The following is a 23129-nucleotide window of genomic DNA, read 5'->3' as shown; positions in this document are numbered from 1 at the left end:
GGGAAATCAAGAATATTTTTCGCCGGGACGGCTGCCCCCCCGCTAATTATATTGACATCCGGTCGCTCCCCGGTTACGGAATACCAGGGTTGCGATGCGCCTCGCGGCGCGCGAAACGCAGGCCCCGGGGAGGGTGCGGTGGAATTCACGAAACCGGAAGTCACGTTGCTCGCGGTGACCCCGCGGGCCGAAAAGCTCATCGAGGAGGCCGGGAGGACCTGCTATCTCTCCCTCGACAGGATCGACGAGAACAGCGGGCAGGGCTTCATTCGCCGATGCATCCGCAGCGGGCATCATTCCATACTGGAGCACGCATCGGCAAGCTTCCGCATCATGGGGGCCTCGCGCGCATTCACCCACCAGTTGGTGCGCCACCGCGTGGCGAGTTTTTCCCAGCAGTCCCAGCGTTACGTCACCGAGAGCGAATTCAACTACATCATTCCCCCCGACATCGCCGCGCACGCCGACGCGGCGGCCATATACCGGGATTTCATCGAATCGGCCCGCAAGGCGTATATCAGCCTGAGGGAGCTGGGGGTGAAGAAGGAGGACGCGCGCTTCGTGCTCCCGAACGCGCTCGAAAGCCAGATCGTGTTTTCCGCGAACTTCAGGGAACTGCGCCATATCTTCGCGCTGCGCTGCGATCGCGCGGCCCAGTGGGAGATTCGCGGGGTGGCGCTCGAAATGCTGCGCATCATGCAGGCCGAGGCGCCGTCGGTCTTCGGGGATTTCGTCATCGATGAGGCGGGGCGCACGGCGCATTCGGACCTGGCCTCATGACGCCAGGTTGAATTTCAGCTCGATCACGCCGCTGGATACGCGCGATTCGGGCTTCACCTCGCAATTCTGGAAAACCTTGAGCATCTTGTCGTTCTGCGAGAGCACGTTTGCGCACAGTTTCGTGATCCCGCGCGCCCGCGCGATGCGTATGAGGTAATTCGCCAGGAAGGTGGCGATACCCCTGCCCCCGTATTCCTCATCCACAAGGAACGCCATCTCGTGCATCTTTTCGTGCGGGTCGTACGAGTAACGCGCCTCGGCGATGATGCGCTCGGTGCGGTCGTGCGAGACCACGCCCACGATCGAGACCGTCGCGGTGTAGTCGACGCTCACGTATTTCTGCATCTCGCGGTGCGGCATGAAGGGTATCTTCGCGAAATAGCGCAGGTACTTGGACTCGTCGGAGAACTCGTAGAAGAGGCGGCGCATCATGTCCTCGTCCGACGGCTTGATGGGCCGGAATTTCACCTCCAGCCCCTCCTTGAATGTCTTCACCGTTTCGAGCTCCGCCGGGTAGTTGACCGCGTTGGCCCTTACGTAAATCTGGTCGGGATAGGCGTAGCCCCGGGACTTGGCCTGGTCCAGGAGCGCCTCCCGGTGGTCGGGATGGGCGATCTCGATCATTGCGAGCACCCGCTCCCGGATGGAGCGCCCGAAGAGGTTCGCCACGCCGTACTCGGTCACCACGTAGCGCGCCGCACCCAGCGTGGCGCGCACGCGGTCCGCATCCTCGCCGTGATGAATCACGATGTTGCTCCGGCCTTCCGTGTCGACCGACTGGAGGGCGACGACCGCCTTCCCGCCCTTCGAGAATGCGGCCCCGATCGCGAAGTTGAGCTTGCTCTCGTATCCCGAAAGCAGGTTGTCGCCCGAATGGAAGATTACCGATTCGCCCGTGACGTCGATGCGCTTTACGTTCATGATGCTCACCAGGCGATTGATCCGCGCCACGACGTACGGATTGACGAGCCGGGCCAGCGGGTGGAATTCGAACACGGGATTGCGGTCCACGAATTCGTACAGCCTCCTGGTCCCGTAACAGTAGCTGGTGTTCACCATGCCGCCGTGGAACCGACTGCGTTCGAAGGAGATCGCGCCCGCCTCCAGGAGGTCCATGACCCAGTCGGAGATGACGTGTGTATAGACGCCCAGCCTCTTCTTTGAAAGCAGGTTGTGCGCGATCGCGTCGAACAACCGGCCCGCGTGCAGGACCACGGTGGATTCGTCCTCGATGATGTTCGATATATGCCAGCCGATCCGGTCCATGACCGCGTCGAATGGCTTGCGTGCGCGCTCGAGGAGGGGGATGGAGCTCTCCACGAGATAGTTCACCTGGTCGATATGGATGGTCGTCTCGCCGTAGGTGTGCGGCACGTGAGGGTTCACCTCCGCGACGACGATGTCGGCGTTCTTGATCGCGATGTTCGCGACGTCGATCGCGATGCCCAGGTTGAGGAATCCGTACCGGTCGGGGGGCGACGTCTGCACGACGGCGACGTCGATGCCGATAGCGCCGCTGGCGAGTATGAACGGGATCTCGATGAGGTTCGCCGGTATGAAGTCCACGCGCCCTTCGCTGATCGCCTTGCTGATGCTCTCCCCCGTGTTGAAGGTCTTGAGTCTGAACTTGTAGTTGAACGAGGCGTCGTTCGGGATGTAATCGCCCAGGGTGATAAGCTGGACGAGCTCCAGGTCCAGGAGGTTTTTCTTGTCGGACTTAACGATCTCCTGCGCGATCCTCGCGGGGATGGCGGGGCCGCTGCTCAGGTATACGCGGTTGCCCGGCTTGATGAGATCGAGCACCCGACCCGGTTCCGCGTATTTTTCAGGGAAATATTTTTCTTCCACCTCGGCTCACCTCCAGTGCGCGCCGCCGCGTGACGGTAATGCCATTCTCGCACACGCGGGCCCCGTGAAGAAACAATTTTTTAATTTACGGGACCCGGTTTCCCGCGCTCATCAGCGTGCGGACCTCCCGCTCGTCGAAACGGTAGCGGGTCGTGCAGAACGTGCAGGTGAGCTCGATCCCGCGGTCGCGCCGGAGAAGGTCTTCGATCTCGTGCGCCGGGAGCCCCACGATGATGCGCGCGAGCAGTTCCCGGTTGCACCGGCACGCGAGCTCCAGCTTCGACGATTCCAGCAGCTCGAGCGCGCGGTCGCCCAGGAGTTCGCCCGTCACCGTGTAAATATCGGCCCCCTGCCTGAGCCGCTCTCCTAAAGACGTTTTCATGGCGCCGATATTTTCTTCGATTGTAACGAGCGCCTCCGGGGCGGTTCCCGGGAGCCCCTGGATGAGGATGCCCCCCGATGCGGAGAAGGCGCCGTCCGGCTCGAGCGCCGTGCCTATTATGAGCGCCGAGGGAACCTGTTCCGAGAACGTGAGGTAGTGCGCGATGTCGTGCGCGACCTCGCCGCGCACGAGCGGCTGCACGCTCGAATAGGGTTCCTTGAGTCCCAGGTCCTTGATCACCGTAAGCGTCCCCGCGCCTATAAGCCCGGAGATGCTCAAACCGGAAACGGAAAGATCGGAATGGGCGCCCGGGTTGCCCGCGTAACCGCGGAGATGACCCTTCGCGTCCGCCTGGACGTGGATCTCGCGGATGGGCCCGGTCCCCGAAATGCGCACGCTCACGGTCTGGTCGGAGCCGGGTTTCAGGGTCGCGCTCATGAGCGCGGCCGCGGTCGCCGTGCGCGAAAGGGCGAGCGCGGCGGCGGGGGTCGCGCCGTGCATCCGTGCGAGCCCGTTCGAGATTCCCAGGGTGATCGCGGCGCAGGCGCGCACGTTCAGGTCGTCACACAGCATGCGCGCGATAAAATCTTCATTCATGTGTATCCGTCCCTAGTAATAATAATTCAGGCGAAGGGAAAGCTCGTGAAATTGGAACGAGAAGATCGAATTGTAGCGGTATTCCGCCACGAGCGAGTAGGCGTTCGTGATCTTGAGCCGTTCGGACGCCCCCGCGGTGAGCGCGGTATGGGAATACCCGACAGGGGCGCGGTAATACTGTGCGAACAGGTGGCTCTTCCACGGGCCCAGCCAGGTGAAAAGCCCCCATTCTCCGCCAAGCTCGAGATCGGTGCCGTGGTCATAGACCGGGGCGAACCATGAACGGACGCCCGCGAAGGCGTATGTCTGGAAATGGCTTCCCAACAGGGTCGAGAGACCGGTCGCGCCCTTGACGCGGTAGGACAGGTATTCTTTTCCGTCGTGCCAGAGGTTCCGCTCGAGGCCCGTCCTGAAATCGTAACATGCGCCGAAAAAATAGGAATCGGACGCGGGAAGGGAGGTGAGATTGATGATATCGAACCCCTGGAGCAGGAACAGCTTGTCTTCGTAGTAGTATCGGCCCGAGACGTTCCCGAACACGATCTGGGAATTTCGGTTGTATCCCTCGTCCGGGTCCATCAGCTCGTGGCAGGTCTGCCGGTACGAGATCGCGGAATACGCGCCCGACCGGGCCATCCCGGATTCGAACCCTATTCGACGGGACCCGTGGGATTCCTCGGGCTTTGAGGGGACGCGGATATCCACCGTCGTGTCGAGCGTGGCGTAGCTGTTTCGTTTCTGGAGCACCGCCAGGAAACGCTCGCGGTATTCCTGTTCGGTGAGGGAGCCCTTGATCGCCATGAATTTGAGATAGTCGGCGCTCAGGTCGCAGATGATGATTTTCTCCTCTTCGGATGCGGGTATGCCGTCCAGGCTCGAAACGGGAGCGCCCCCCTTGCAGATGGCCAGGGCCAGGTCGCTGTGGGGGGCCGTCAATTTCGCGCGCAGGTGGTTGATCTTCGAATAGAGCGACGGACGGTACGCCAGCGACCTGACGAGCCCGCGGTCGCGGGCGACGCGGAGCGTGTCGATCGGTTCGACGCCTATGCCGAATGCATCCGTGAGCCGGGTTTCCGGGCGCGCCGCCTCGACGAGGTAGAGCAGGTTATAGGAACAATTCTCGTCGATGAAATAGTACTCGGATGATATGTCTTCCATCTCCACGATGTGACGGAGCATGAGCTCCATGTCGCGGGGCGACATGTCGAGCTCGTATTCCCACATATCGCGCATCTCGCCGTCCCCGTATTCGCGTATCTTCTGGTAATAGGGCAGGAATGAAAAGTATCCCTTGTACAACCCGAACAGGCCCCTGAAGGCGAATATCGGGCCGAAGGTTTCATCGGTGAGCGCGGCGTAATTCGCCGCGCGGGCGATCAGGCGGTTCCCGCCGCCGGATTCGATGACAAGGAGGGTGTGCCCGAACATGGATGCGGGACTGTTCATGAATCCCGCCGGGAATACCAGGATGATCCTGGACGGGTTAACCTCCTTGTAAAACTCCCGGAACCGGGCCTCCCCGTCGAAGGGCAGCGCGGCGGGATCTATCTCCAGCTTGTCGGAGAGCCACTTGAGCCTGGCGGGGTATTTCGCGGCAGGGTGTATCGTGCCCTCAATGGGCTCCCTGAAAAACGCGCGGATTGTTTCCTTCAGTTCTTCCGAGGGATCGTGCTTCCCGTCCTTCGCGAAAAAGAACGCCGGGTCGTCCACGAGACTGGTGAATCCGAACACGCCCTTCTTGTAATGCAGGATCGCGTGCCAGTAGGGATCTTCGTGAAGCCGCTCCCGCGCTGCCCGGTCGATGAGGCCGGCAACATAAGCTTCATCCGCGGGGGCTCTCTCCGCAGCAGGGCTTTGTCCGGATGTAAGGAGAATCGACGCCGCGCATAACAATAAGAAAGGTACGGCCGTGAGGCCGTACCCGACGCATTTAAAGATGCGGAAAAATGTCACGCCTAGCTGTTCTGGAGGTCGCGGATGTTCGCAACAACCTGTTTCGAGGTGATGTCCTTGGAGCTGTAGATCTTGTTGAAATTCTTGTGCAGCATGTCCTTGAAGGCGTCCTTGTTCTCGACCTTCATGAGGTGCGCAAGCGTGTCGACATACTCGCCGCGTCCTGCAGCGATGTCGGTTGCGAGGCTGTCCATGTTCTCGGCGACATACACGTCGACCATGTTCACGCCTATCACCGCGCCTTCCTTATAGCCGGATGACCCGGTCGTTATAGCGAAGGTGCTGCTCGCGGACGTTCCATTAGTGGTGACTGCGAGAACCTCGAAAACCTTGCCCTGCTTGCCCTGCATAATTGCGGTTCCAAAACCACATCCCGCGTTGTTTGCGTACACTTCGGCAACTGCGAAAACCATCAAGCATGCGACCACGGCTACTAAAAACTTTTTCATGAAAACCTCCTGATTTGATTTGAATTCGAAGAAATGATAAAGGCGCCGGCGCCCCTTGTCAAATGGATTTTATTCCTGTTTTGAATAATCCATCATGCGCACCATCGAATCGGGATGAGTTAATAGCCAATCATTAACCATATCGTAGTATACTACCGTAAGTCCCCGGATTGATACACGCTGCCCGGCCGCGCTTAAAAATTTCGTGCCCGCGCCGAGAAACAATTGACGCACAGGGGGCGCTGTTTATCCATGATACCAGACAGTCCGTCCGGATTACAATGCGCATTGGCGACTGCCGGCATAACCCCAGGACGCCGGCGGCACGGTATGTGAATAACCCACTCTACGGCAGGAGGCTCACATGAAGTACGAACTCGAAAAACCCGATAACCTGGTCGAATTTATCGAATACGGCGTAAAGCATTATTCCGATCTTCCCCTGTTCGGCACGAAGAACACGCAGGGCGTATACGAGTGGGTCACCTACGGTGAAGTAGGACGCCGCGTCGACAACCTGCGCGGGGGGCTCGCGAAGCTCGGCATCGGCAAGGGGGACGCGGTGGGGATCATCGCCAACAACCGCACCGAATGGCCCATCGTAGCCTTCGCGGCATACGGCGTGGGGGGCCGATACGTACCCATGTACGAGGCGGAGCTCGTCAAGATATGGCAGTACATTATCGCCGATTCGGGCGTGAAGCTGCTCTTCGTCTCCAAGCCCGAGATTTATGAAAAGGTGAAGCACTTTACGAAAGAAATCCCCACGCTCAAGCACATCTACATCATCGAAGCCGAGGGCGAAAATTCGATGGCGGCGCTGGAGAAGCTGGGCGAGGCGAACCCGGTCCAGGCCTACCGTCCCGTTCCCGACGAAATCGCAGTGCTCATCTATACCTCGGGCACGACGGGCGATCCCAAGGGCGTGCTCCTTTCGCACGGCAACATTTCCAGCAATTCGCACGCCGGCCGGAAGGCGTACCCGGAGCTGGGCAAGGGCGACGTCACCCTCTCCATTCTTCCCTGGGCCCATTCGTACGGGCAGACCGCCGAGCTTTACTCGGTCATCTATTTCGGGGGGTCGATAGGCTTCATGGAGAGCACCGCGACCCTGGGCGATGACATCGCGAAGGTACGGCCTACCTTCCTGATCGCGGTGCCGCGGGTGTTCAACAAGATATACGACGGCATCTGGACCCGCATGAACCACGAGGGCGGGCTCAAAAAGGCCCTTTTCGTGATGGCCGTGAACGCCGGCAAGAAGCGCCGCGCGCTGGCTGAGCGGGGCACGTCGAGCTTTTTCACCAACCTGAAATTCAGGATTGGAGACAAGCTGGTGTTCTCCAAGATCCGCGAGCGATTCGGCGGCAGGCTCAAGGGCGCCATGACCGCGAGCGCCGCGATGACCGTCGATATCGCGCATTTCTTCTTCGATGTCGGCATACCCTGCTACGACTGCTACGGCATGAGCGAAACCTCTCCCGCGGCGACCATGAACGCGTCCTACGCCTATAAGATCGGAAGTGTGGGAAAAGCGATCGAAAAGGTGCGCATCGTGATCGACAAATCCGTGGTCGAGGAAGGGGCGTCGGACGGGGAGATAATTATCTACGGCCCCAACGTGATGAAGGGTTATCACAACAAACCGGACCAGACGAAAGAAATCCTGACCCCGGACGGGGGCGTGCGCACGGGCGACCGCGGTCGGCTGGACGATGACGGGTTCCTCTATATCACGGGCCGCATCAAGGAGCAGTTCAAGCTTGAAAACGGCAAGTTCGTGTTCCCCGCGTCCATGGAGCAGGACATCCAGCTCAACCAGTTCGTCGAGAACGTGATGGTCTACGGGGAGAACAGGCGCAATACGATCGGGCTCATCGTCCCGGATTTCGTGGTGCTCGAGCGCTGGGCGAAGGAGAAGGGCATGACCGGGACCCCGCAGGAGATCATCGGGAAGAAAGAGGTCCAGGACATGATCTCGTCCGAGATCGTCGCTTCTCTCAAAGGCAAGTATGGCGGATACGAGATACCCAAGAGGTTCGTATATATTCCTGAAAACTTCACGCTCGATAACGGTATGCTCACCCAGACCATGAAGCTCAAGCGCCGCGTGGTCGTCCAGAAATACGCGGACCTCATCGAGGCGGCGTACAAGGGCTGATCGTTACCAGGCCCGTAATTATATACGCAACGAAGGGCGCGGATTTAGATCCGCGCCCTTCGTGTGTGCGGGGATACGCTAGTTAATAGCAATATACCTGGAAATATTGATAATGAAAACGGGCCCCATGATCACACAGGCCAGGTTGATAAACAGATTCATTATGGTATCGCCGATATTAGAGGAGTAGCCTTTATTCTGAGCATTAAAGCCGATATCGACCAGCCCGAGAAAAATGAGCCCGCCGCCCGCGGTTATGGTTAGTATGTAACCGAAGTGATGGTTGTTAAGCAGGCCATAGCCGGCAGCGAGAAGCACCGGGACGAGGTAACCCAGATCCGGCAGCGGGAAAGACCTTTCGAAGCCAAGGTAGACTTGTGATTTTTCCGGATTTTTGTTCTCAACAAGAAAGAAATAAACCCAGAAACCCGCAATCCCGGCGGCGAAAATAAATTCAAGTACGGCGATCGTCGTAATGCTCATAGTGTTCCCCTTTTAATAATGAGGTTTAAATACCAGGAAATCCACGTCCTTTTCATGGAACAAATACGCCTTTTCCCGATTATCGGTTAAATCGACATCTGACCATTTTGCGAATGATATACTACAATGATGTAAAGTCAAAACATTATCCATCGGAGCGAAAACCGCTGGTGGTTACGATCCCGGGCAAAAAGCCCCCGAATAGGGGGCTTGAAATTTACGATACCAATATAAGCCTGATTGAACAACGGCCGTCGGCCATCATTGAAACGGGTCTTACCATTACTTTTTGAATTTTTGAATTCGATTATTACCCGTGTCGGCAATATAAATAAAACCGTTGGTATCATCGATAGCAATTCCCATGGGACCGGAAAATTCGCCATCCCCTGTCCCCGAAGTTCCCCATTTGGTTATAAATTCCCCAGAGGATGAAAACTCCTGAATTCTATTGTTGCTATATTCCACGACATATACATGACCGGAAGAATCAACTGCGACCCCCATGGGTGCTCCCAGATCGCCATCGGCAGTACCATTTACTCCCCAGACCAGATTGGGGGTCGCATTAGACAGTTGTATTCTGATCATCCTGTAATGATTGGTATCAGGGAGGTACGCATGGGTGCCCGCAATGGCAATTCCCCAGGGTTGATTATATTGATAGTTTCCGGCAGCCCCGGGATCAATCACGGCTTGATAATAGCCAACTGTAGTGAATTGGGTCCACACAGCTCCGTTTAAATACCATATCTGCACCCGGCTATTACCTTTATCGACAACCCATAGATATCCCGTAGCGTCGTCGATTGCGATTCCCGTAGGACCACCGTTAAACTGGAGCGCTCCGGTGCCGGGGCTTCCGAATTTTGACGAGTATGTATAGGAAAAAGCTGTGGCTCCCAAGGCGAATTTTTGGACCCGACTATTATTGGCGTCGGCAACATAAATATTTCCCGAGCCGTCAAAGGCCATCCCCTGGGGGGCGTTGAACTTTCCATCAACTGAACTGCCGCCACCGAAGGTTCCGATATTGGACTCGAAGGTGCCATTTGAGTCGAATATTTGAATCACGTTATTGCCGGAATCGGCGACATATACATATCCCGAAGAATCGACCGCGATCCCGGCGGGGGCATTAAAATGACCCGCCGTTGCTCCGGAAGAACCCCAGGACAGCACAAAGGCAGGGGGGCCTGAAGAAGTTTCCGAAGAGGCGCCTGAATCGCATGCAGTAAAACCAAGCAACAGGCAAATACTGATTAAAAAGGCACATACGCTGTTTGGATATTTCATCGCATTTTCTCCTTTGTTGAAAATCAGACTGGTCATTGTCTAGTTAGCACATACTGTGCCAGTGTGAATTTTTGTTGAATGGATGGGTTGGGTTGGTTATTTCGTACAGAATTCGCAGGTGTGTTTTAATATAAGAGAATAATTGAACATTATTGATGGGTATTAATGTTTTAAATTGAACAAACACATTAATTGAACTAAACACCGCTCGCGTTATGCGAAATATTTCGCGAAATGCGAAGAAATAATATTTCAGGTCTTTTGCTTGTGAATCCTGCCGAGAGAGAGTACTGGCAACCCAATCCACTTATGCGAAAATCTTGCATTTCGTCCGCGCCGCTGTTACACTGACGATACTATCTATATGCACTGGCGGAATAACCTTGAATCTGCGATACAGCTATTCGTTTTAGGATAAGTCCGGGTAAGACGCAGCTATGAACGTGTGCACTACAGGGAGAACTCATATGAGTAAATTACGAAAGGTGTTCAAGGCAGCCGGAATCACCGCCGCATCGATTGCCGTTTTGCTGACGGCTGCCTATTTTATTCTTCCGCACGGTCCGCGCGATACGATGGAGTTCAATGATCCATATCGCGTGGAACGGACCCTGGTTACCGGAAAAAACTACATGGTTGCCGCGGGGACACCGTGGGCCGCCCACGCCGCGATCGAGATCCTGGACAGGGGCGGAAACGCGTACGATGCCTCGATTGCGTCGCTCCTTGCGCTTAATGTGACCTTTGGACACGCCGCGAGCTTTCCGGGTGTCGCACCGATCCTGCTGCATGACGCACGCACCGGCGAAGTCATAAGCTATACCGGCGCGGGAACGGCTCCCTCCGCGGCAACGGTGGAATATTTCAAGTCGCACGGATACGACAATATTCCCAAGCTCAACGTGCTTGCGCACCTGCTGCCCGCATCACCGGATGTGCTCGTCGCAGTTTTAAAACAATACGGGACCATGAGCTTCACCGAAGTGAGCGCGACTGCGATAAAAATTGCGCGAGAGGGGTTCCCCATCCACAAGCAGATGATGGCGGACATGAACCTGGGCTTTTTTACGCGGCTCGGGCTCACGTGGTTATTACCGTATAATTCAAACGTATATTACCGAGGTCAATGGTGGCGCCCCTTCCATCATGCCGACCGGTTTACGCTTCCCGATCTCGCGAATACCTTTCAGTCGCTCTGCAAGGCCGAACAGGATGCCCTTGCGCGCGGCGCATCTCGCGAGCAGGGACTCGACGCGGTGCGCGACTATTTCTACAAGGGACCGATCGCGGACGCGATCGCCGGGCTCCACGAGGAAAAAAAGGGTCTTATCACGAAAGCCGATCTTTCAAATTACAAGGGCTACTGGGAGAAGCCGCTCTCGGGAAAATTCCGCGAGTACACGATATTCGCCAACCGGACCTGGAACCAGGGCGCAATTGTTCCCATGGTGCTCCAGCTTCTCGACGGCGTCGATCTTAAATCCATGGGACACAATTCACTCGAATACATTCACACGGTGCTGCAGGCGATAGAATTATGCCTGGCCGACCGCGAGGCGTTTTTTGGCGACCCCGCGTTCGTCAATGTGCCGGTCGAGGGGCTGCTCAATCCGCGGTATGCCGCGGAGCGGAGAAAGCTGTTCACCCCGAACAGGGCGTTCGGCGCGACGCCGAGGCACGGCGATCCGTTCGCGTTCCAAAAAACGGGCGGCGCGTTCATTTATGAAAACAGAAATATTGCCGTTGCGCGCAATGACGGTGGTCTCTCGTTTGGAAAGGATACGAGCTACATAGCCGTCGTCGACAAACAGGGCAACGCCGTCTCCCTTACGCCCAGCGATTTTCCGGAATCGCCCATGGTTCCCGGAACGGGGCTTACGCTGGGTACGCGTATGATTCAGTTTTATCTCGATGAAAAACATCCTGACGGTCTCATGCCCGGCAAGCGTCCCCGCATCACGCCCAACCCGGGAATGGTTTTTAAAAACGGAAAATTCTACATGTCCTACGGAACCCCGGGGGGTGATTCACAGACTCAGGCGATGATCCAGTTTTTCCTGAATCTTGTCGTGTTCGGAATGGACGTGCAGGAGGCGATTTCGGCGCCGCGCTTCATTTCGCTCAACTGGCCCGATTCATTCGCGCCGCATGCATATACGGCGGGAACCATCAAGATGGAACGGTCTTTGTATGATTCGTACGAGCCCGCGCTCGCGAAAATGGGCTATACCGTTCTTCCGCTCGGCAATTGGGACAATAAGGTGGGCGCGGTCTGCGCGGTCATACGCGATCCGTCCACCGGAACGCTCACGGGCGGCGCCGACCCGCGCGAGGAATCATGGGCCGAGGGTAAATAGCTTTATCCCCTCCTCTCTTCTATCCCCACCGCTCCCGCCCATTGCGACCTAGAGACACGCTTCCCGCGGGAAATATGTCCCGGTATGCCTTCCACGGGGGATGTGAGACAAAGAGGGGTGGGGGAGATGACTTAAAGCAGGCATTCCCTGTTTAGATCGATTTTGCTTATAAGCTAAAATAGTCATAACTATTTTAGCTTATAAGCAAAAATAGTTGACATCGCAAAAACAGACCCGTATGTTTTAATTCATGAGAGACAGGTACCTGCACCGCCATATAGCCGAGGACCTCAAGGAAAAAATGGTCTTTATTGGAGGACCGCGCCAGGTCGGCAAGACAACCCTGGCGGAGAAAATAATAGGCAAAACATGCAAATCGGCGTACTTCAACTGGGACAACCGCGCAGACCGGAAAAGGATAATGGCATCCGAATGGCCCGGGGACGCGGAATTGGTGATACTCGATGAAATTCACAAATATTCGAAATGGAAGAACCTAGTCAAGGGAGAATACGACAAACTTAAAGATACCTATAAATTTCTAGTTACCGGAAGCGCCCGGCTCGACCTGTATCGCCGCGGGGGTGATTCCCTGCAGGGACGTTATCACTACTACCGTCTTCACCCCTTTACCCTGCCCGAATTACATGAAACGCTAAACACGTTCGAGCCCTTCGCTGCGCTGACTGTTCCGGAAAGCAAATCCGGAGCCGAGCTTGCGGCCCTGGAAACCTTTGGGGGTTTTCCGGAACCCCTGCTGAAAGGGAACATGCGCACCCTGAGAAGATGGCACAATGAAAAGATAGAGCGTCTGTTCCGGGAGGATGTGCAGGACCTCATGCTTGTCCGGGATATCGGCAGCATGAAATTGTTGTGCGATAGTATTCCCGCGCGGATCGGATCGCTATTGTCTATTAACTCCCTGCGGGAAGACCTGGGAGTAAGCCACAGGGCGGTATCCCATTGGATCGATGTTCTTGAGTCGTTCTATTATGCGTTCAGGGTTTATCCCTACGCGGGTAATAATATCCGCTCCCTTAAAAAAGGGCCTAAGCTGTATCTGTGGGACTGGTCGGAAGTGATCGAGCCCGGGGCGCGGTTTGAAAACCTCGTTGCTTCCCATCTCTTAAAGCTCGTGCACTTCCTGTACGATGCCGAAGGATACAAATGCAATCTCCATTTTCTAAGGGACAGGGAAAAACGTGAGGTCGATTTCCTTGTCACGGTCAATGATCGGCCGTGGTTCGCCGTCGAGGCGAAAAGCTCGGATGATTCGCTCGCTCCCTCCCTGTCGCATTTCAAGGATAAGCTGAAAATACCCTTCGTATATCAGGTCGTGCGCAAAGACGGCGTCGACTGGTTGAAGGACGGGATACGCATTATTTCGGCGGATAAATTTTTAGAATCGCTCGTTTGATTTGTAGTTGCAGAACCCGGGGAATTCCGGCTTGACACATGCCGCCTTATGTCGCGGAGTGCAGGAGCGGCCTGGCCGCATATCACCGCGCGCGCAACGGCGCGGTGAACTCCCCAATAACCGGCGGTAGATATGAAAAAGTTCCTGATCGTGCTCACACTCATTGGATTGATCGCAACATCCGGCCCGCTTGCCGCACTGGAAATGGACCCGAATCTGGACATGATCTATTCAGGCGCTTCGTTCAGCGCTTTGCTGAAGTTCGACATCAATGACCAACTGCAGGCGGTGTATTTCTCGGCAAAAGGCGACAAGTGGCTCGAGTACGAGATCATCGGCAATGACTACGCGGGCGAGGGCAAGGGCTGGGTGTACAAGGTCCAGGATGGCATGGGCAACCAGTACACCATCAAGCGCCCCGGCCTTGACAGCAACATCACCATGAGCGGGGGCGGCGGAAAACCCGTCACCCTTGTCCGGAAAAAGTAACGACCGTCACCGGGAAGCGGAAACCATGAAGCGCGCCGATCTTGTCGCCTATCTCGACTCCTACCTCCGCACGGCGGAGATTAGGGACGAATCACAGAACGGCCTGCAGGTCGAAGGGCCCGGCGAGATTACGACAATCGCGGCGGCGGTCGATGCATCGCTCGCCTCGTTCGAAATGGCCGCCGAATGCGGCGCGCAGATGATCATCGTGCATCACGGGCTTTTCTGGAGAGAACCCCAAACCATCACGGGCGCGCACTACACGCGGATAAAAACGCTCATCGAGCGGGGAATATCGCTCTACGCATCGCACCTTCCGCTCGATCTTCACCCCGAGGTGGGCAACAACGCGGAAATCGCGCGCATCCTTTCGATCGAGAAACGGCAGCCGTTCGGCGAGTATCACGGTGTCTCGATCGGGTGCGGAGGAGCGCTTCCGGAGCCGCTCGATCCACACGCGGTAGCGGCGCTGCTTTCCGGCGGCACCGGTTCGGAATGCATGGTGCTCGCCAATCGCGAAGCCTCGTCCAGGGTGGCGATCGTTTCGGGCGGGGGAACGTTCGCCCTCGACGAGGCGGCGCGCGCGGGATACGACACGCTCGTTACGGGCGAGACGAAGCACTCGTCCTTCCACGCGGCAAGAGAATTTGGCATAAGCGTCATCTTCGGGGGGCATTACGCGACCGAAACGCTGGGCGTAAAAGCGCTTGCTGCCCACTGCGCGCGGAAGTTTTCCCTCGCGAGTCACTTCATTGATCTTCCGACGGGGATGTAGAATCTCTATCCCCTCTATCTCTTCAATCTCCACATCTCCCACTCTTACACGCCTTTTTCAATACGACACGAACACGATGTTGCACCGCGCCATCTTCCGGTAGAATTCGAGCGTAGGTTTTTTCTTTGCCGGGGCGAAGAAGAGCTCGTCGAAACCGTTCCAGATGGTGAACCAGCCGGCGGGTTCGAGCAGCACGAGGAACATGTGCGCGGCGAGGTTTTTCTCCTCGATGAGCGAGACGAGTGTTGCGACGGTAAGGATGACGATCGCGATCCCCACGAGCATGAGTCCCTTCAGGCGCATGCGCAGCAGGTCTTTCCGCGCCAGATCAAGCCGCGCGCGAAAGTACAGCTTGAGCCGCTTGCGGATTATCTTTTCGGTTTTCGTTTCGCGCCCGGCGCGCGGGACCAGGAGGTTGAGCTCGTGGGTGGCGGGGAACTTCTCATCGCTCACCTTTTGCGCCTCTTTCAGGAAATCGTCCGAGAGAACGCGCTCCGAGTAGGGACGCGGGTCGAAGTCCGAGAATATGTCGTCGTATCCGTCCAGCCAGATGCTGATCTCGGACATCTTGAGATGCTCTTCCCTGCGGCGGTATTCGAGACCGGGATCGGGGTTCGATAGGTTCATAGGTGGTATCGGCGAAGCCTGTAGTATTAATGTACTTCTACAGGAGCTCCAGCGTCAAGGCGTGCGCCAGGGGTTCCACGCGGAATTCCAGGGTGAGACCGGGATGGCGTGCCCGCAGCCATTCGAGATTTTCTCTCCCGCCGCCAAGATATTCGCCCGCCTTTCGCTCGGGGAGCACCAGCACAACGCGTTTCGGGTGTTCCAGGCGCCGCTCGTCAAGCGCAGCGGCAAGCAGGCTTTCCGCCTCGCGCCTGCGAAGTCGCGCGCGGACCAGGAATCCGAAGGCCGGATGATAGGGGCCCGATACGATGCGCGCCGCCTCTTCCGGACGAAGCGGGTGGAGTCCGGTCCGGATTACGGGGACGCCTTCGCACGAAAATTCGCCGGTCATGTCGGCGGCGGTTTCTACCGCCTGTTCTAGGGTGAGCGGGACGTAGCGCCCTTCGCGGAAAAGCGTCTCGAGCCCGGTGCCGGGAAGCACGACCACCGGGTAGATGCGCGCGCCGTCCGGGTTCATGAGCGCCGCCTCCCGCGCCGAACCGACGGCCTTTGCATGCGTGTCCCCCGGGAGCCCGCACATGAGCTGGAGGACGCACCGCATCCCCCTGCCGCGTACGGCCCGGAAGGCCCTGCGTATGTCCTCCGCTGAGTGTCCCCGGTCCGCCAGGGAAAGCACCCCGTCATCCAAAGACTGCGCACCGAGCTCGACCGTGTCCACGCCGTACTCCGCCAGCAGTTCGAGCGCCGGTTCGTCCACGCAGTCCGGGCGCGTCGATACGCGAATGCCGTGCACGGTCCCGGCCTCCAGGAATTCGCGGGCCGTCCCGAGAAGCGCGCGCTGCACGGACGGGTTTATGGCCGTAAAGCTTCCCCCGAAAAAGGCCACCTCGATCCGCCGTACGCCCGGCTGCACGGTCCCCAGGTAGTGTAGAATCAGCCCGCGCACCTGGTCCGGGGTTGGCGTATCGGCCCCCCCTGCCGTTACCCGCTGGTTGCAGAATACGCAGGTGTGCGGGCAGCCCAGGTGGGGAACGAATACCGGTATGGTTATTTGGGTTTTAGGCATCGGGATCCGGTCCTTCAGGGCGGGGAAAAATGGATTGTATCCGGGTTTCTGTGTTGCGTTTTTTCATTGATTGAGCTATGCTAAACAACTATTATTTCTGTGGGAATTAAGGATCCGGGTGAGCCGGCGGATTATTCAAGTTCAATTTTTATACACATGAGACCGATCGAGGATATAGTATGAAGATTACGATTAAAAAGCTGCTTATTTTCGCGTCTATAACTATTCTGCTTGTGGTCATTGGACTCGGCCTCATGTCGTTCACGTTCGAGAAGGGTATCAGTTCCCAGGCGGGGGAGGCGTTCCGATTCCAGGACGAGAGCCTGTTTTTTAAAAGCCGCCTGATCGACCATCTCTCCTGGGTGAACAATCTCCAGGAATCCATATCGATGAAAAAGCCGTTCACCGGGGAGCTGGATTATCACAAGTGCGGGCTCGGGAAATGGTACTATTCGTTCAAGGGATCGCCCGCATACCTGAGTCTGGGGGACGAGCAGCGCGGCATCATCGACGCGGTCGAGCCGTTCCATATCCAACTTCACGAATCGGCGGCGAAGATCATAGCGGAGGAGAACAAGGCCGCGGCCATCACCATCTACGCGAACGAAACGAAGAAAAATCTCGAGGAATTGCGCAAGCTCTTCGATCGTCACATGGCGATCAACGACGACATGGTGAAAGTCAACAAGGCTGCAATGGAGGGATTCAGCCGTACCTCCGGCTTCCTGACGATCACGGTGATCCTGGTTCTCGCGGCGCTCCTGGGGTTTGGCGCCGTGCGCGTGATACGGTCGATTACCCATTCCATATCGGTGTTTTCGGGGGGCTTCAGCCGGGCTGCGGAGGGGGACCTGACCACGAGCATCGAGCTCGGATCCCGCGACGAGCTGGGCATGCTCTCCCTCACCTTCAACGATTTCATCGCGAGGGTGGGCGAGGCCGTGCGGGAGATGAAGGAGATGGCGGTGACGCTCACCGCGTCGTCCGCGACATTGTCCTCCGCGTCCGTGACCTTCGCGGAAACCGCGCAGACCCAGGCCGCGAACTCGGAGGAGATCACCGCGACGGTCGAAGAGATATCGGCGGGCATGGATTCGGTCGCGAACCACGCGGAGGAGCAGTTCGGCAGCATGGGCTCGCTCGTGGGACGGATTGGCGAGCTCTCGCGCATCATCATCGAAATGGGGGAACAGGTGAAGTCGTCGCTCGACCTTTCGCGCGGCATCGCGGAGAAGGCGAAGTCCGGGGAGGCCACCCTCGCGGGGATGAGCGACAGTATGGCGAAGATCCGGGAAAGCTCGACCGAGATGACGGGCATCCTGAACATCATAGGGGATATATCGGACAAGATCAATCTCCTGTCCCTGAACGCCGCGATCGAGGCGGCGCGCGCGGGAGACGCGGGGCGCGGATTCGCCGTCGTGGCCGACGAGATTTCCAAGCTGGCGGACCAGACCGCCTCCAGCGTGAAGGAGATCGGGAACCTCGTGCGCGTGAACGAGCAGGAGATCGTGCACGGCAAGACGGACGTCGAGGGCACGGTGAGCGTTATCAGTGAAATCATAAGCGGGGTGGGCTCGGTAAGCACGCTCATGGCCTCGATCTACGATTTCATGCGCAGGCAGATGGAAACGAACGACCAGCTTGCCCGGGAATCGGGGGGCGTGAAGGAGCGCGCCGGTGAAATCCGCAACGCGACCGCCGAGCAGAAAACGGCGGTGACCGAGATCGTGAAGTCGATATCGAACATCAGCGCACTCACCCAGGGCGTCGCATCGAACGCCGAGGAGATATCGGGCAACGCCGAGGAAATTTCCGGCATGGCCGAAACGCTGAAGCGAAGGGTGGATTACTTCAGGGTGTGACGCGGTTTAAGGTGCCGGGAAAGGCATGTTTAACCGCGAATAGACACGAATGGACGCGAATATCGATCCCCCAATTCGCGTTCATTGGCGTTCATTCTCGGTTTATGTAATTAATTCGTCATCCCCGCTCGCGGAGGGCGAATCTCCATGGGCTTCCTCCATGCAATGCGCATGACCGGCCTTTAGCGCATAATCCGAACACATAGTTATACATCCCCCTGCACCCGGTTCCTTTGCGCATAATTCAAATATCGTGTCCTCTTCCGGACACGGTGTCCACGGAATTTTAGTAATATCAACGCCCAACAGCCTTTTTCCAATAGAATACCATTGACAAACCTGTTCGAAAAAATACATTTATTGGCATAGTGTTCGAATATAAGTGTAAATAAAGCCGAAAGTGTAAGCTTTCGGCCTTTATTTTCGACGGGGAGGTCTCTCATGCGGGCTGGTATCGACGCGGGCAGCAAGTTCCTCAAACTCATAATTCTGGACGATTCCGGCGCGGCGCGGTTCACCTGCCGCGAACACAGGGGAAGCCCGGAAACTACGCTTGCGGAGCTTCGCGCCGGCGGTGAGCTTCCGCATGACGGCGGCGTCGCCGTCACCGGGCATTTCGCGCACAATCTGGCGGCGGGATCGCGGGGGTGGACCGTCATGGATGACGCGGCGGCGCTCGTCGAGGCGGCCCGCCTGCACGCGCCCGGATGCCGGCATATCGTGAGCGTCGGGGCCGGTTCCATCAACTGCGTGGACCTGGACGAGTCCGGGGGATTCCGTGCATACCGGGAGAATTCGCTGTGCGCCGCGGGAACGGGAAGCTTCCTGGACGAGCAGATGCGGCGCATGGGCTTCACCTACGAGGAGCTCTCCGGTATGGACGTGGACGAGTCGCCCTGCGAGATCGCCACGCGCTGCGCGGTCTTCGCGAAATCCGACATAATCCATCGCCAGCAGGAGGGTTATTCGCGCGCGCAGATGTGGTCCGGGCTCTGCCGGGGCGTCGTGGGGACGATGCTGCGCACCGCGTTTCACGGCGGCGACCCCGCGGGCAGCGTCCTCTTTTGCGGCGGGATGTTCCTCTCGCGGCACGTGCGGCACTGGACCGCGTCCGTTCTCCCCGGCGCGGTGTTCCGCGAGAATGGAAATTTCTTTCCCGCTATGGGCGCGCTCTCCCTCGCGCAACGCGGCGTCCCCGGCGCGCGGCCAAGGCCGGAAAAAACGGCGGAAGACGGGCGGGGGGCCGATAGGCCCAGGCTGGAGCTCGCGCGCTCCCGGCACGAGATGCCCGGCGCGATGAACGAGTACGCGTTAGACGGGAACGAGGTGCGCATCCACACGGAGATCGACCCGGGGGCGCGCTACGCCCTGGGGATCGATATAGGCTCGACCAGCACCAAGCTCGCCCTCGTGGACGCGCGCACCCGCGAGGTCGCCGCCGACATCTACCGCAAGACGGGGGGCGATCCCACGGCGGCGGCGCGGGCATTGTTCCGGGCGCTGCGCGGGATCGTGCGCGATGAGGCGCGGATAACCGCGTCCGCGACCACCGGCTCGGGGCGCAGGCTCATAGGCGAGCTCGCGGGGGCGGAGCTCATCGTGAACGAGATCACCGCGCACTTCCGCGGGGCCGCGGAATGCGATCCCGGTATCGAGACGATTTTCGAGATAGGCGGCCAGGACGCGAAATACATCCGCGGCATGGGGGGCGCCGTCCAGGACTGCGCGATGAATTACGTGTGCGCGGCCGGGACCGGCTCGTTCATCGAGGAGCAGGCTTCGCGCCTGGGATTCGACGTCAGGGAGATCGGTGAGCTTACCAGGGGCGCACAGGTCCCGCGCGCGAGCGACCGCTGCACGGTTTTCATGGAGCAGGACATCCACGCCCTGTTGAGGGAAGGACACTCGCGCGAGGAAGCGCTCGCGGGCGTTATGTTCGCGGTCGCGAAGAACTACCTGCACCGCGTTGTGGGGCAGCGCCCCATAACCGGCGACAAGGTGTTCTTCCAGGGGGCGACGGCCCGCAATCGCGGGCTCGTCGCGGCGTTCGAAATTCTGCTCGATCGCGAGATCGTCGTCTCCCCTCACTGCCACGTGATGGGCGCGTACGGGGCCGCCCTCCTTGCGCTCGAGCGCGCCGAGGCCGCGGAGCGGACGTTCCGCGGGCTGTCCGTGTTCGAGGACGAGATTTCGCTCGAGTATTCGCGGTGCGAAGAGTGCGCCAACAAGTGCCAGGTCACGCACGCCCGCGCGGGCGGCGCCCCCGTTTCATGGGGACGCATGTGCGGAAGGGAGGAAGGGGGCGATGCCGCCGGGACGCGCACGCCCGATCATTTCACCAGGGTAATGCGCCTTTCCGGGCGCCCCGCGGCGAAAGGCTCGGCAGCGAAAACGCGCGGGCGCATCGGGATACCCATGACGCTTTCGATGTTCAACTATCTCCCGCTCTGGTCGGGATTTTTCAAGGCGCTGGGATTCCAGGTCGTGACCTCGGGAAATTCCGATGCAGGGCACAAGGCGCGCGGCGCGCGCATCGCGCAGTCGGATTTCTGCTTCCCCGTGAAGATGGCCCTCGCGCACGCCGAATCGCTGTGCGATTCGGGCGAGGCGGACGCGGTCTTTTTTCCCACGGTCATAAGCGAGAAGAACCAGGAAAACGGGATGCCGCGCGTGTTTTGCCCCTACGTGATCTCGTTTCCCTCGCTCGTGCGGCACGCGATGGACGCGGGCCTTCCGGTCGTCGCGCCCGCGCTCGACTTCAGGCTGGACGAGCGCCACGCGACCGAGGAGCTCACACGGTCGCTCGCGTCCTGGGGCGTGGAAGCCCGCGAGGTCCGCGACGCGTACCGGGCCGGGATGCGCGATCTTGACGCATTCTTCGCGGCGCGTTTCGAGTACGGAAAACGGCTGACCGCGCGCATCGCGCGGGAGGGAGGGACGGGCATTGTCTTCGTGGGAAGGCCCTATAACCTGTATGATCGCGTCATCAACCTGGGTCTTCCCGAACGGTTCCGCGCGATGGGCGCCCAGGCCTTTCCCTTCGAGGCGCTTATCGACCCCGCGGACGAGGGCCCGGAAATCCACCACATGTACTGGAACTACGGTGAGCGCATCCTTTCGTGCGCCGATAAAATCCGCGACATGGACGGGATATACCCGATCTACTTCACCAATTTCGGCTGCGGGCCGGACTCGTTCATCCTTTCACGGTTCGAAAAGCTCATGCGCGGCAAGCCCTACCTCATCATCGAGCTCGACGAGCACGGATCGGAGACAGGCTACATCACGCGGATCGAGGCATTCATGGACGTCGTGCGCGCGGAGCGCGCGCGGGGCGCGCGTGCGCCGCGCGTGCGGGAGCGCTTTCATTCGGCGTGGACGGGGAGGGGCCGCAAGCTCTGGATCCCCGCCATGCACGAGTTTGCGCCGCGCTTCACCGCGGCCGCGTTCCGCGCCTGGGGCTTCGATTCACAGGCGCTTCCCCTCGAGGATGAGGCTGCGCTCGAGGCCGGAAGGCAGGGTGTGCGCGGCAGCGAGTGCCTTCCCGCGCACACCACGATCGGGTCCTTCATGCGGACCTTACGAAAAATAGGCGCGCGTCCCGAGGAGCACGCCCTCTTCATGCCCACCGCCGAGGGTCCCTGCCGTTTTGGGCAGTACACGATCCTTCACCGCGGGATCCTGGAGCGGCACGGGTTTGGCGCGTGCGAGATATTCTCGCCCACCTCCGTGAACTCATACATGGGAATGCCCGACAGCCTGCGCCTCTACCTGGGGGATTCCATCACCGCCGCCGAGATGCTCTACAAGGCGGTATGCCGGGTGCGCCCGCGCGAGATCGAGCCCGGCTCGACCGACCGCGCCGCGGAATCGGCGCTTGAAATCCTCGAGGCGGAGGTCGAGCGCAAGGCGGACCTTATCGATCCCACGAAGCGCGCGATCGAATCGATCCTCGCGGTCCCCGCGCGCGACGTGGAGCTGCCGCTCGTGGGGATCGTGGGCGAGATATATGTGCGCTGCAATCCCTTCTGCAACCGCGACGTGGTACGCGCGATCGAGCACGCCGGCGGCGAGGCCTGGCTCTCGCCCATCATGGAATGGATACTCTACACGCAGTGGATGGAGCGCCACATGGCCCGCGTGAAACGAAGGGGCATGACGGAGCGCGCGGGGGTAGCCCTCAAGACGCGCTATCTCTTTCACCGCGTGCACCGCTTTGAAAAGGCGCTCGCGCCGCTTTTGCCCGGGAGGATGGAGCCGCCCGTTGGAGAAATACTCGACCTGGGAAAGGAATACTTCCCGCTCATCTTCGAGGGGGAGGCGATCGTCACGGTGGGGCGGGCGCTCAGGTTTATCAACGACGGCGCCGCCATGGTCGTCAACTGCGCGCCCTTCGGTTGCATGCCGGGGAACGTCACGAACGCCATTTTCCAGAAGCTGGCCCCTGGGCTCGCGGCGCCGGTGCTCACGCTCTTCTACGACGGCACGAGCGATCCGAACAGGATCGCGGAGGTGTACCTGCGTAACCTCGCGGCGGGGCAGAAAGAATCACTGCGCAGGGAGGCTGTATAACATACCTTGCCG

The 23129-nt window shown here is 58.8% G+C and carries 16 protein-coding genes; 8 read left to right on the top strand and 8 right to left on the bottom strand.

The genetic code is table 11. The annotated features are described in order from the left end of the window. Window positions 1-138: 138 nt before the first annotated feature. Complete coding sequence (gene thyX, locus EPN93_14545; GenBank protein ID TAL33248.1) at window positions 139-780, top strand: FAD-dependent thymidylate synthase; 642 nt, start codon at window positions 139-141, stop codon at window positions 778-780. Here the strand turns inward: thyX and EPN93_14540 are convergent. From EPN93_14540 to EPN93_14525, 4 genes are all read right to left on the bottom strand, one after another. Continuing rightward, complete coding sequence (locus EPN93_14540) at window positions 775-2628, bottom strand: GNAT family N-acetyltransferase (protein TAL33247.1); 1854 nt, start codon at window positions 2626-2628, stop codon at window positions 775-777. The two genes, thyX and EPN93_14540, sit on opposite strands and share 6 nt — an antisense overlap. An 85-nt stretch (window positions 2629-2713) precedes the next feature. Next, window positions 2714-3607 carry an Hsp33 family molecular chaperone HslO gene (locus EPN93_14535; protein TAL33246.1) on the bottom strand — a complete coding sequence of 298 codons (894 nt, stop codon included), beginning with the start codon at window positions 3605-3607 and terminating at the stop codon, window positions 2714-2716. Between the two features lie 12 nt (window positions 3608-3619). Continuing rightward, a complete protein-coding gene (locus EPN93_14530) occupies window positions 3620-5560 on the bottom strand; it encodes a DUF4105 domain-containing protein (protein ID TAL33245.1) in 1941 nt (646 codons plus the stop codon). 2 nt (window positions 5561-5562) lie between these two features. Then, window positions 5563-6009, bottom strand: coding sequence for a DUF3015 domain-containing protein (locus tag EPN93_14525; GenBank protein ID TAL33244.1), 447 nt, complete (start codon window positions 6007-6009; stop codon window positions 5563-5565). Between the two features lie 364 nt (window positions 6010-6373). Here EPN93_14525 and EPN93_14520 point away from each other — a divergent pair, with 364 nt between their 5' ends. Next, window positions 6374-8170, top strand: coding sequence for a long-chain fatty acid--CoA ligase (locus EPN93_14520; protein ID TAL33243.1), 1797 nt, complete (start codon window positions 6374-6376; stop codon window positions 8168-8170). Between the two features lie 78 nt (window positions 8171-8248). Here EPN93_14520 and EPN93_14515 read toward each other — a convergent pair whose 3' ends face one another. Together EPN93_14515 and EPN93_14510 are read right to left on the bottom strand one after the other, a co-directional pair. Continuing rightward, on the bottom strand, window positions 8249-8653 hold the full coding sequence (locus tag EPN93_14515; GenBank protein TAL33242.1) for a hypothetical protein: 405 nt from the start codon (window positions 8651-8653) through the stop codon (window positions 8249-8251). A gap of 282 nt (window positions 8654-8935) precedes the next feature. Continuing rightward, window positions 8936-9985, bottom strand: a complete 1050-nt coding sequence (locus EPN93_14510) for a 6-bladed beta-propeller (GenBank protein TAL33241.1) — start codon at window positions 9983-9985, stop codon at window positions 8936-8938. 431 nt (window positions 9986-10416) lie between these two features. Here EPN93_14510 and EPN93_14505 point away from each other — a divergent pair, with 431 nt between their 5' ends. From EPN93_14505 to EPN93_14490, 4 genes are all read left to right on the top strand, one after another. Next, complete coding sequence (locus EPN93_14505) at window positions 10417-12306, top strand: gamma-glutamyltransferase family protein (GenBank protein TAL33240.1); 1890 nt, start codon at window positions 10417-10419, stop codon at window positions 12304-12306. A gap of 250 nt (window positions 12307-12556) precedes the next feature. After that, the gene (locus tag EPN93_14500; GenBank protein ID TAL33239.1) at window positions 12557-13723 is read left to right on the top strand and encodes an ATP-binding protein; all 1167 of its coding nucleotides are present in this window, start codon (window positions 12557-12559) and stop codon (window positions 13721-13723) included. 132 nt (window positions 13724-13855) lie between these two features. After that, the gene (locus EPN93_14495) at window positions 13856-14212 is read left to right on the top strand and encodes a hypothetical protein (GenBank protein ID TAL33238.1); all 357 of its coding nucleotides are present in this window, start codon (window positions 13856-13858) and stop codon (window positions 14210-14212) included. Next, window positions 14196-14987 carry a Nif3-like dinuclear metal center hexameric protein gene (locus tag EPN93_14490; protein ID TAL33237.1) on the top strand — a complete coding sequence of 264 codons (792 nt, stop codon included), beginning with the start codon at window positions 14196-14198 and terminating at the stop codon, window positions 14985-14987. Before EPN93_14495 ends, EPN93_14490 begins: the two co-directional genes overlap by 17 nt. 57 nt (window positions 14988-15044) lie before the next feature. Here EPN93_14490 and EPN93_14485 read toward each other — a convergent pair whose 3' ends face one another. Continuing rightward, the gene (locus EPN93_14485; protein ID TAL33236.1) at window positions 15045-15614 is read right to left on the bottom strand and encodes a hypothetical protein; all 570 of its coding nucleotides are present in this window, start codon (window positions 15612-15614) and stop codon (window positions 15045-15047) included. 37 nt (window positions 15615-15651) lie between these two features. Then, window positions 15652-16680: a radical SAM protein gene (locus tag EPN93_14480; protein ID TAL33235.1), complete on the bottom strand. Its 1029-nt coding sequence runs from the start codon at window positions 16678-16680 to the stop codon at window positions 15652-15654. Window positions 16681-16859: 179 nt separating this feature from the next. Between EPN93_14480 and EPN93_14475 the strand changes: the two genes are divergently transcribed. Next, window positions 16860-18545 carry a HAMP domain-containing protein gene (locus EPN93_14475; GenBank protein TAL33234.1) on the top strand — a complete coding sequence of 562 codons (1686 nt, stop codon included), beginning with the start codon at window positions 16860-16862 and terminating at the stop codon, window positions 18543-18545. A 441-nt stretch (window positions 18546-18986) separates the two neighbouring features. Continuing rightward, window positions 18987-23117, top strand: coding sequence for a hypothetical protein (locus EPN93_14470; protein ID TAL33233.1), 4131 nt, complete (start codon window positions 18987-18989; stop codon window positions 23115-23117). The last annotated feature ends 12 nt before the right edge of the window (window positions 23118-23129 follow it).

The sequence above is a fragment of the Spirochaetota bacterium genome, assembly GCA_004297825.1.
Classification (GTDB): domain Bacteria; phylum Spirochaetota; class UBA4802; order UBA4802; family UBA5368; genus FW300-bin19.
Note: the sequence above shows the minus strand (reverse complement) of the source record. Positions and strands in the feature narration are given on the sequence as shown.

What these genes read in the sequence shown, in the direction of transcription:
- EPN93_14535 (TAL33246.1), bottom strand. Translation starts at nt 3,607, where the DNA reads ATGAATGAAGATTTTATCGCGCGCATGCTGTGTGACGACCTGAACGTG.
- EPN93_14525 (TAL33244.1), bottom strand. Translation starts at nt 6,009, where the DNA reads ATGAAAAAGTTTTTAGTAGCCGTGGTCGCATGCTTGATGGTTTTCGCA.
- EPN93_14520 (TAL33243.1), top strand. Translation starts at nt 6,374, where the DNA reads ATGAAGTACGAACTCGAAAAACCCGATAACCTGGTCGAATTTATCGAA.
- EPN93_14515 (TAL33242.1), bottom strand. Translation starts at nt 8,653, where the DNA reads ATGAGCATTACGACGATCGCCGTACTTGAATTTATTTTCGCCGCCGGG.
- EPN93_14510 (TAL33241.1), bottom strand. Translation starts at nt 9,985, where the DNA reads ATGACCAGTCTGATTTTCAACAAAGGAGAAAATGCGATGAAATATCCA.
- EPN93_14505 (TAL33240.1), top strand. Translation starts at nt 10,417, where the DNA reads ATGAGTAAATTACGAAAGGTGTTCAAGGCAGCCGGAATCACCGCCGCA.
- EPN93_14500 (TAL33239.1), top strand. Translation starts at nt 12,557, where the DNA reads ATGAGAGACAGGTACCTGCACCGCCATATAGCCGAGGACCTCAAGGAA.
- EPN93_14495 (TAL33238.1), top strand. Translation starts at nt 13,856, where the DNA reads ATGAAAAAGTTCCTGATCGTGCTCACACTCATTGGATTGATCGCAACA.
- EPN93_14485 (TAL33236.1), bottom strand. Translation starts at nt 15,614, where the DNA reads ATGAACCTATCGAACCCCGATCCCGGTCTCGAATACCGCCGCAGGGAA.
- EPN93_14480 (TAL33235.1), bottom strand. Translation starts at nt 16,680, where the DNA reads ATGCCTAAAACCCAAATAACCATACCGGTATTCGTTCCCCACCTGGGC.
- EPN93_14475 (TAL33234.1), top strand. Translation starts at nt 16,860, where the DNA reads ATGAAGATTACGATTAAAAAGCTGCTTATTTTCGCGTCTATAACTATT.
- EPN93_14470 (TAL33233.1), top strand. Translation starts at nt 18,987, where the DNA reads ATGCGGGCTGGTATCGACGCGGGCAGCAAGTTCCTCAAACTCATAATT.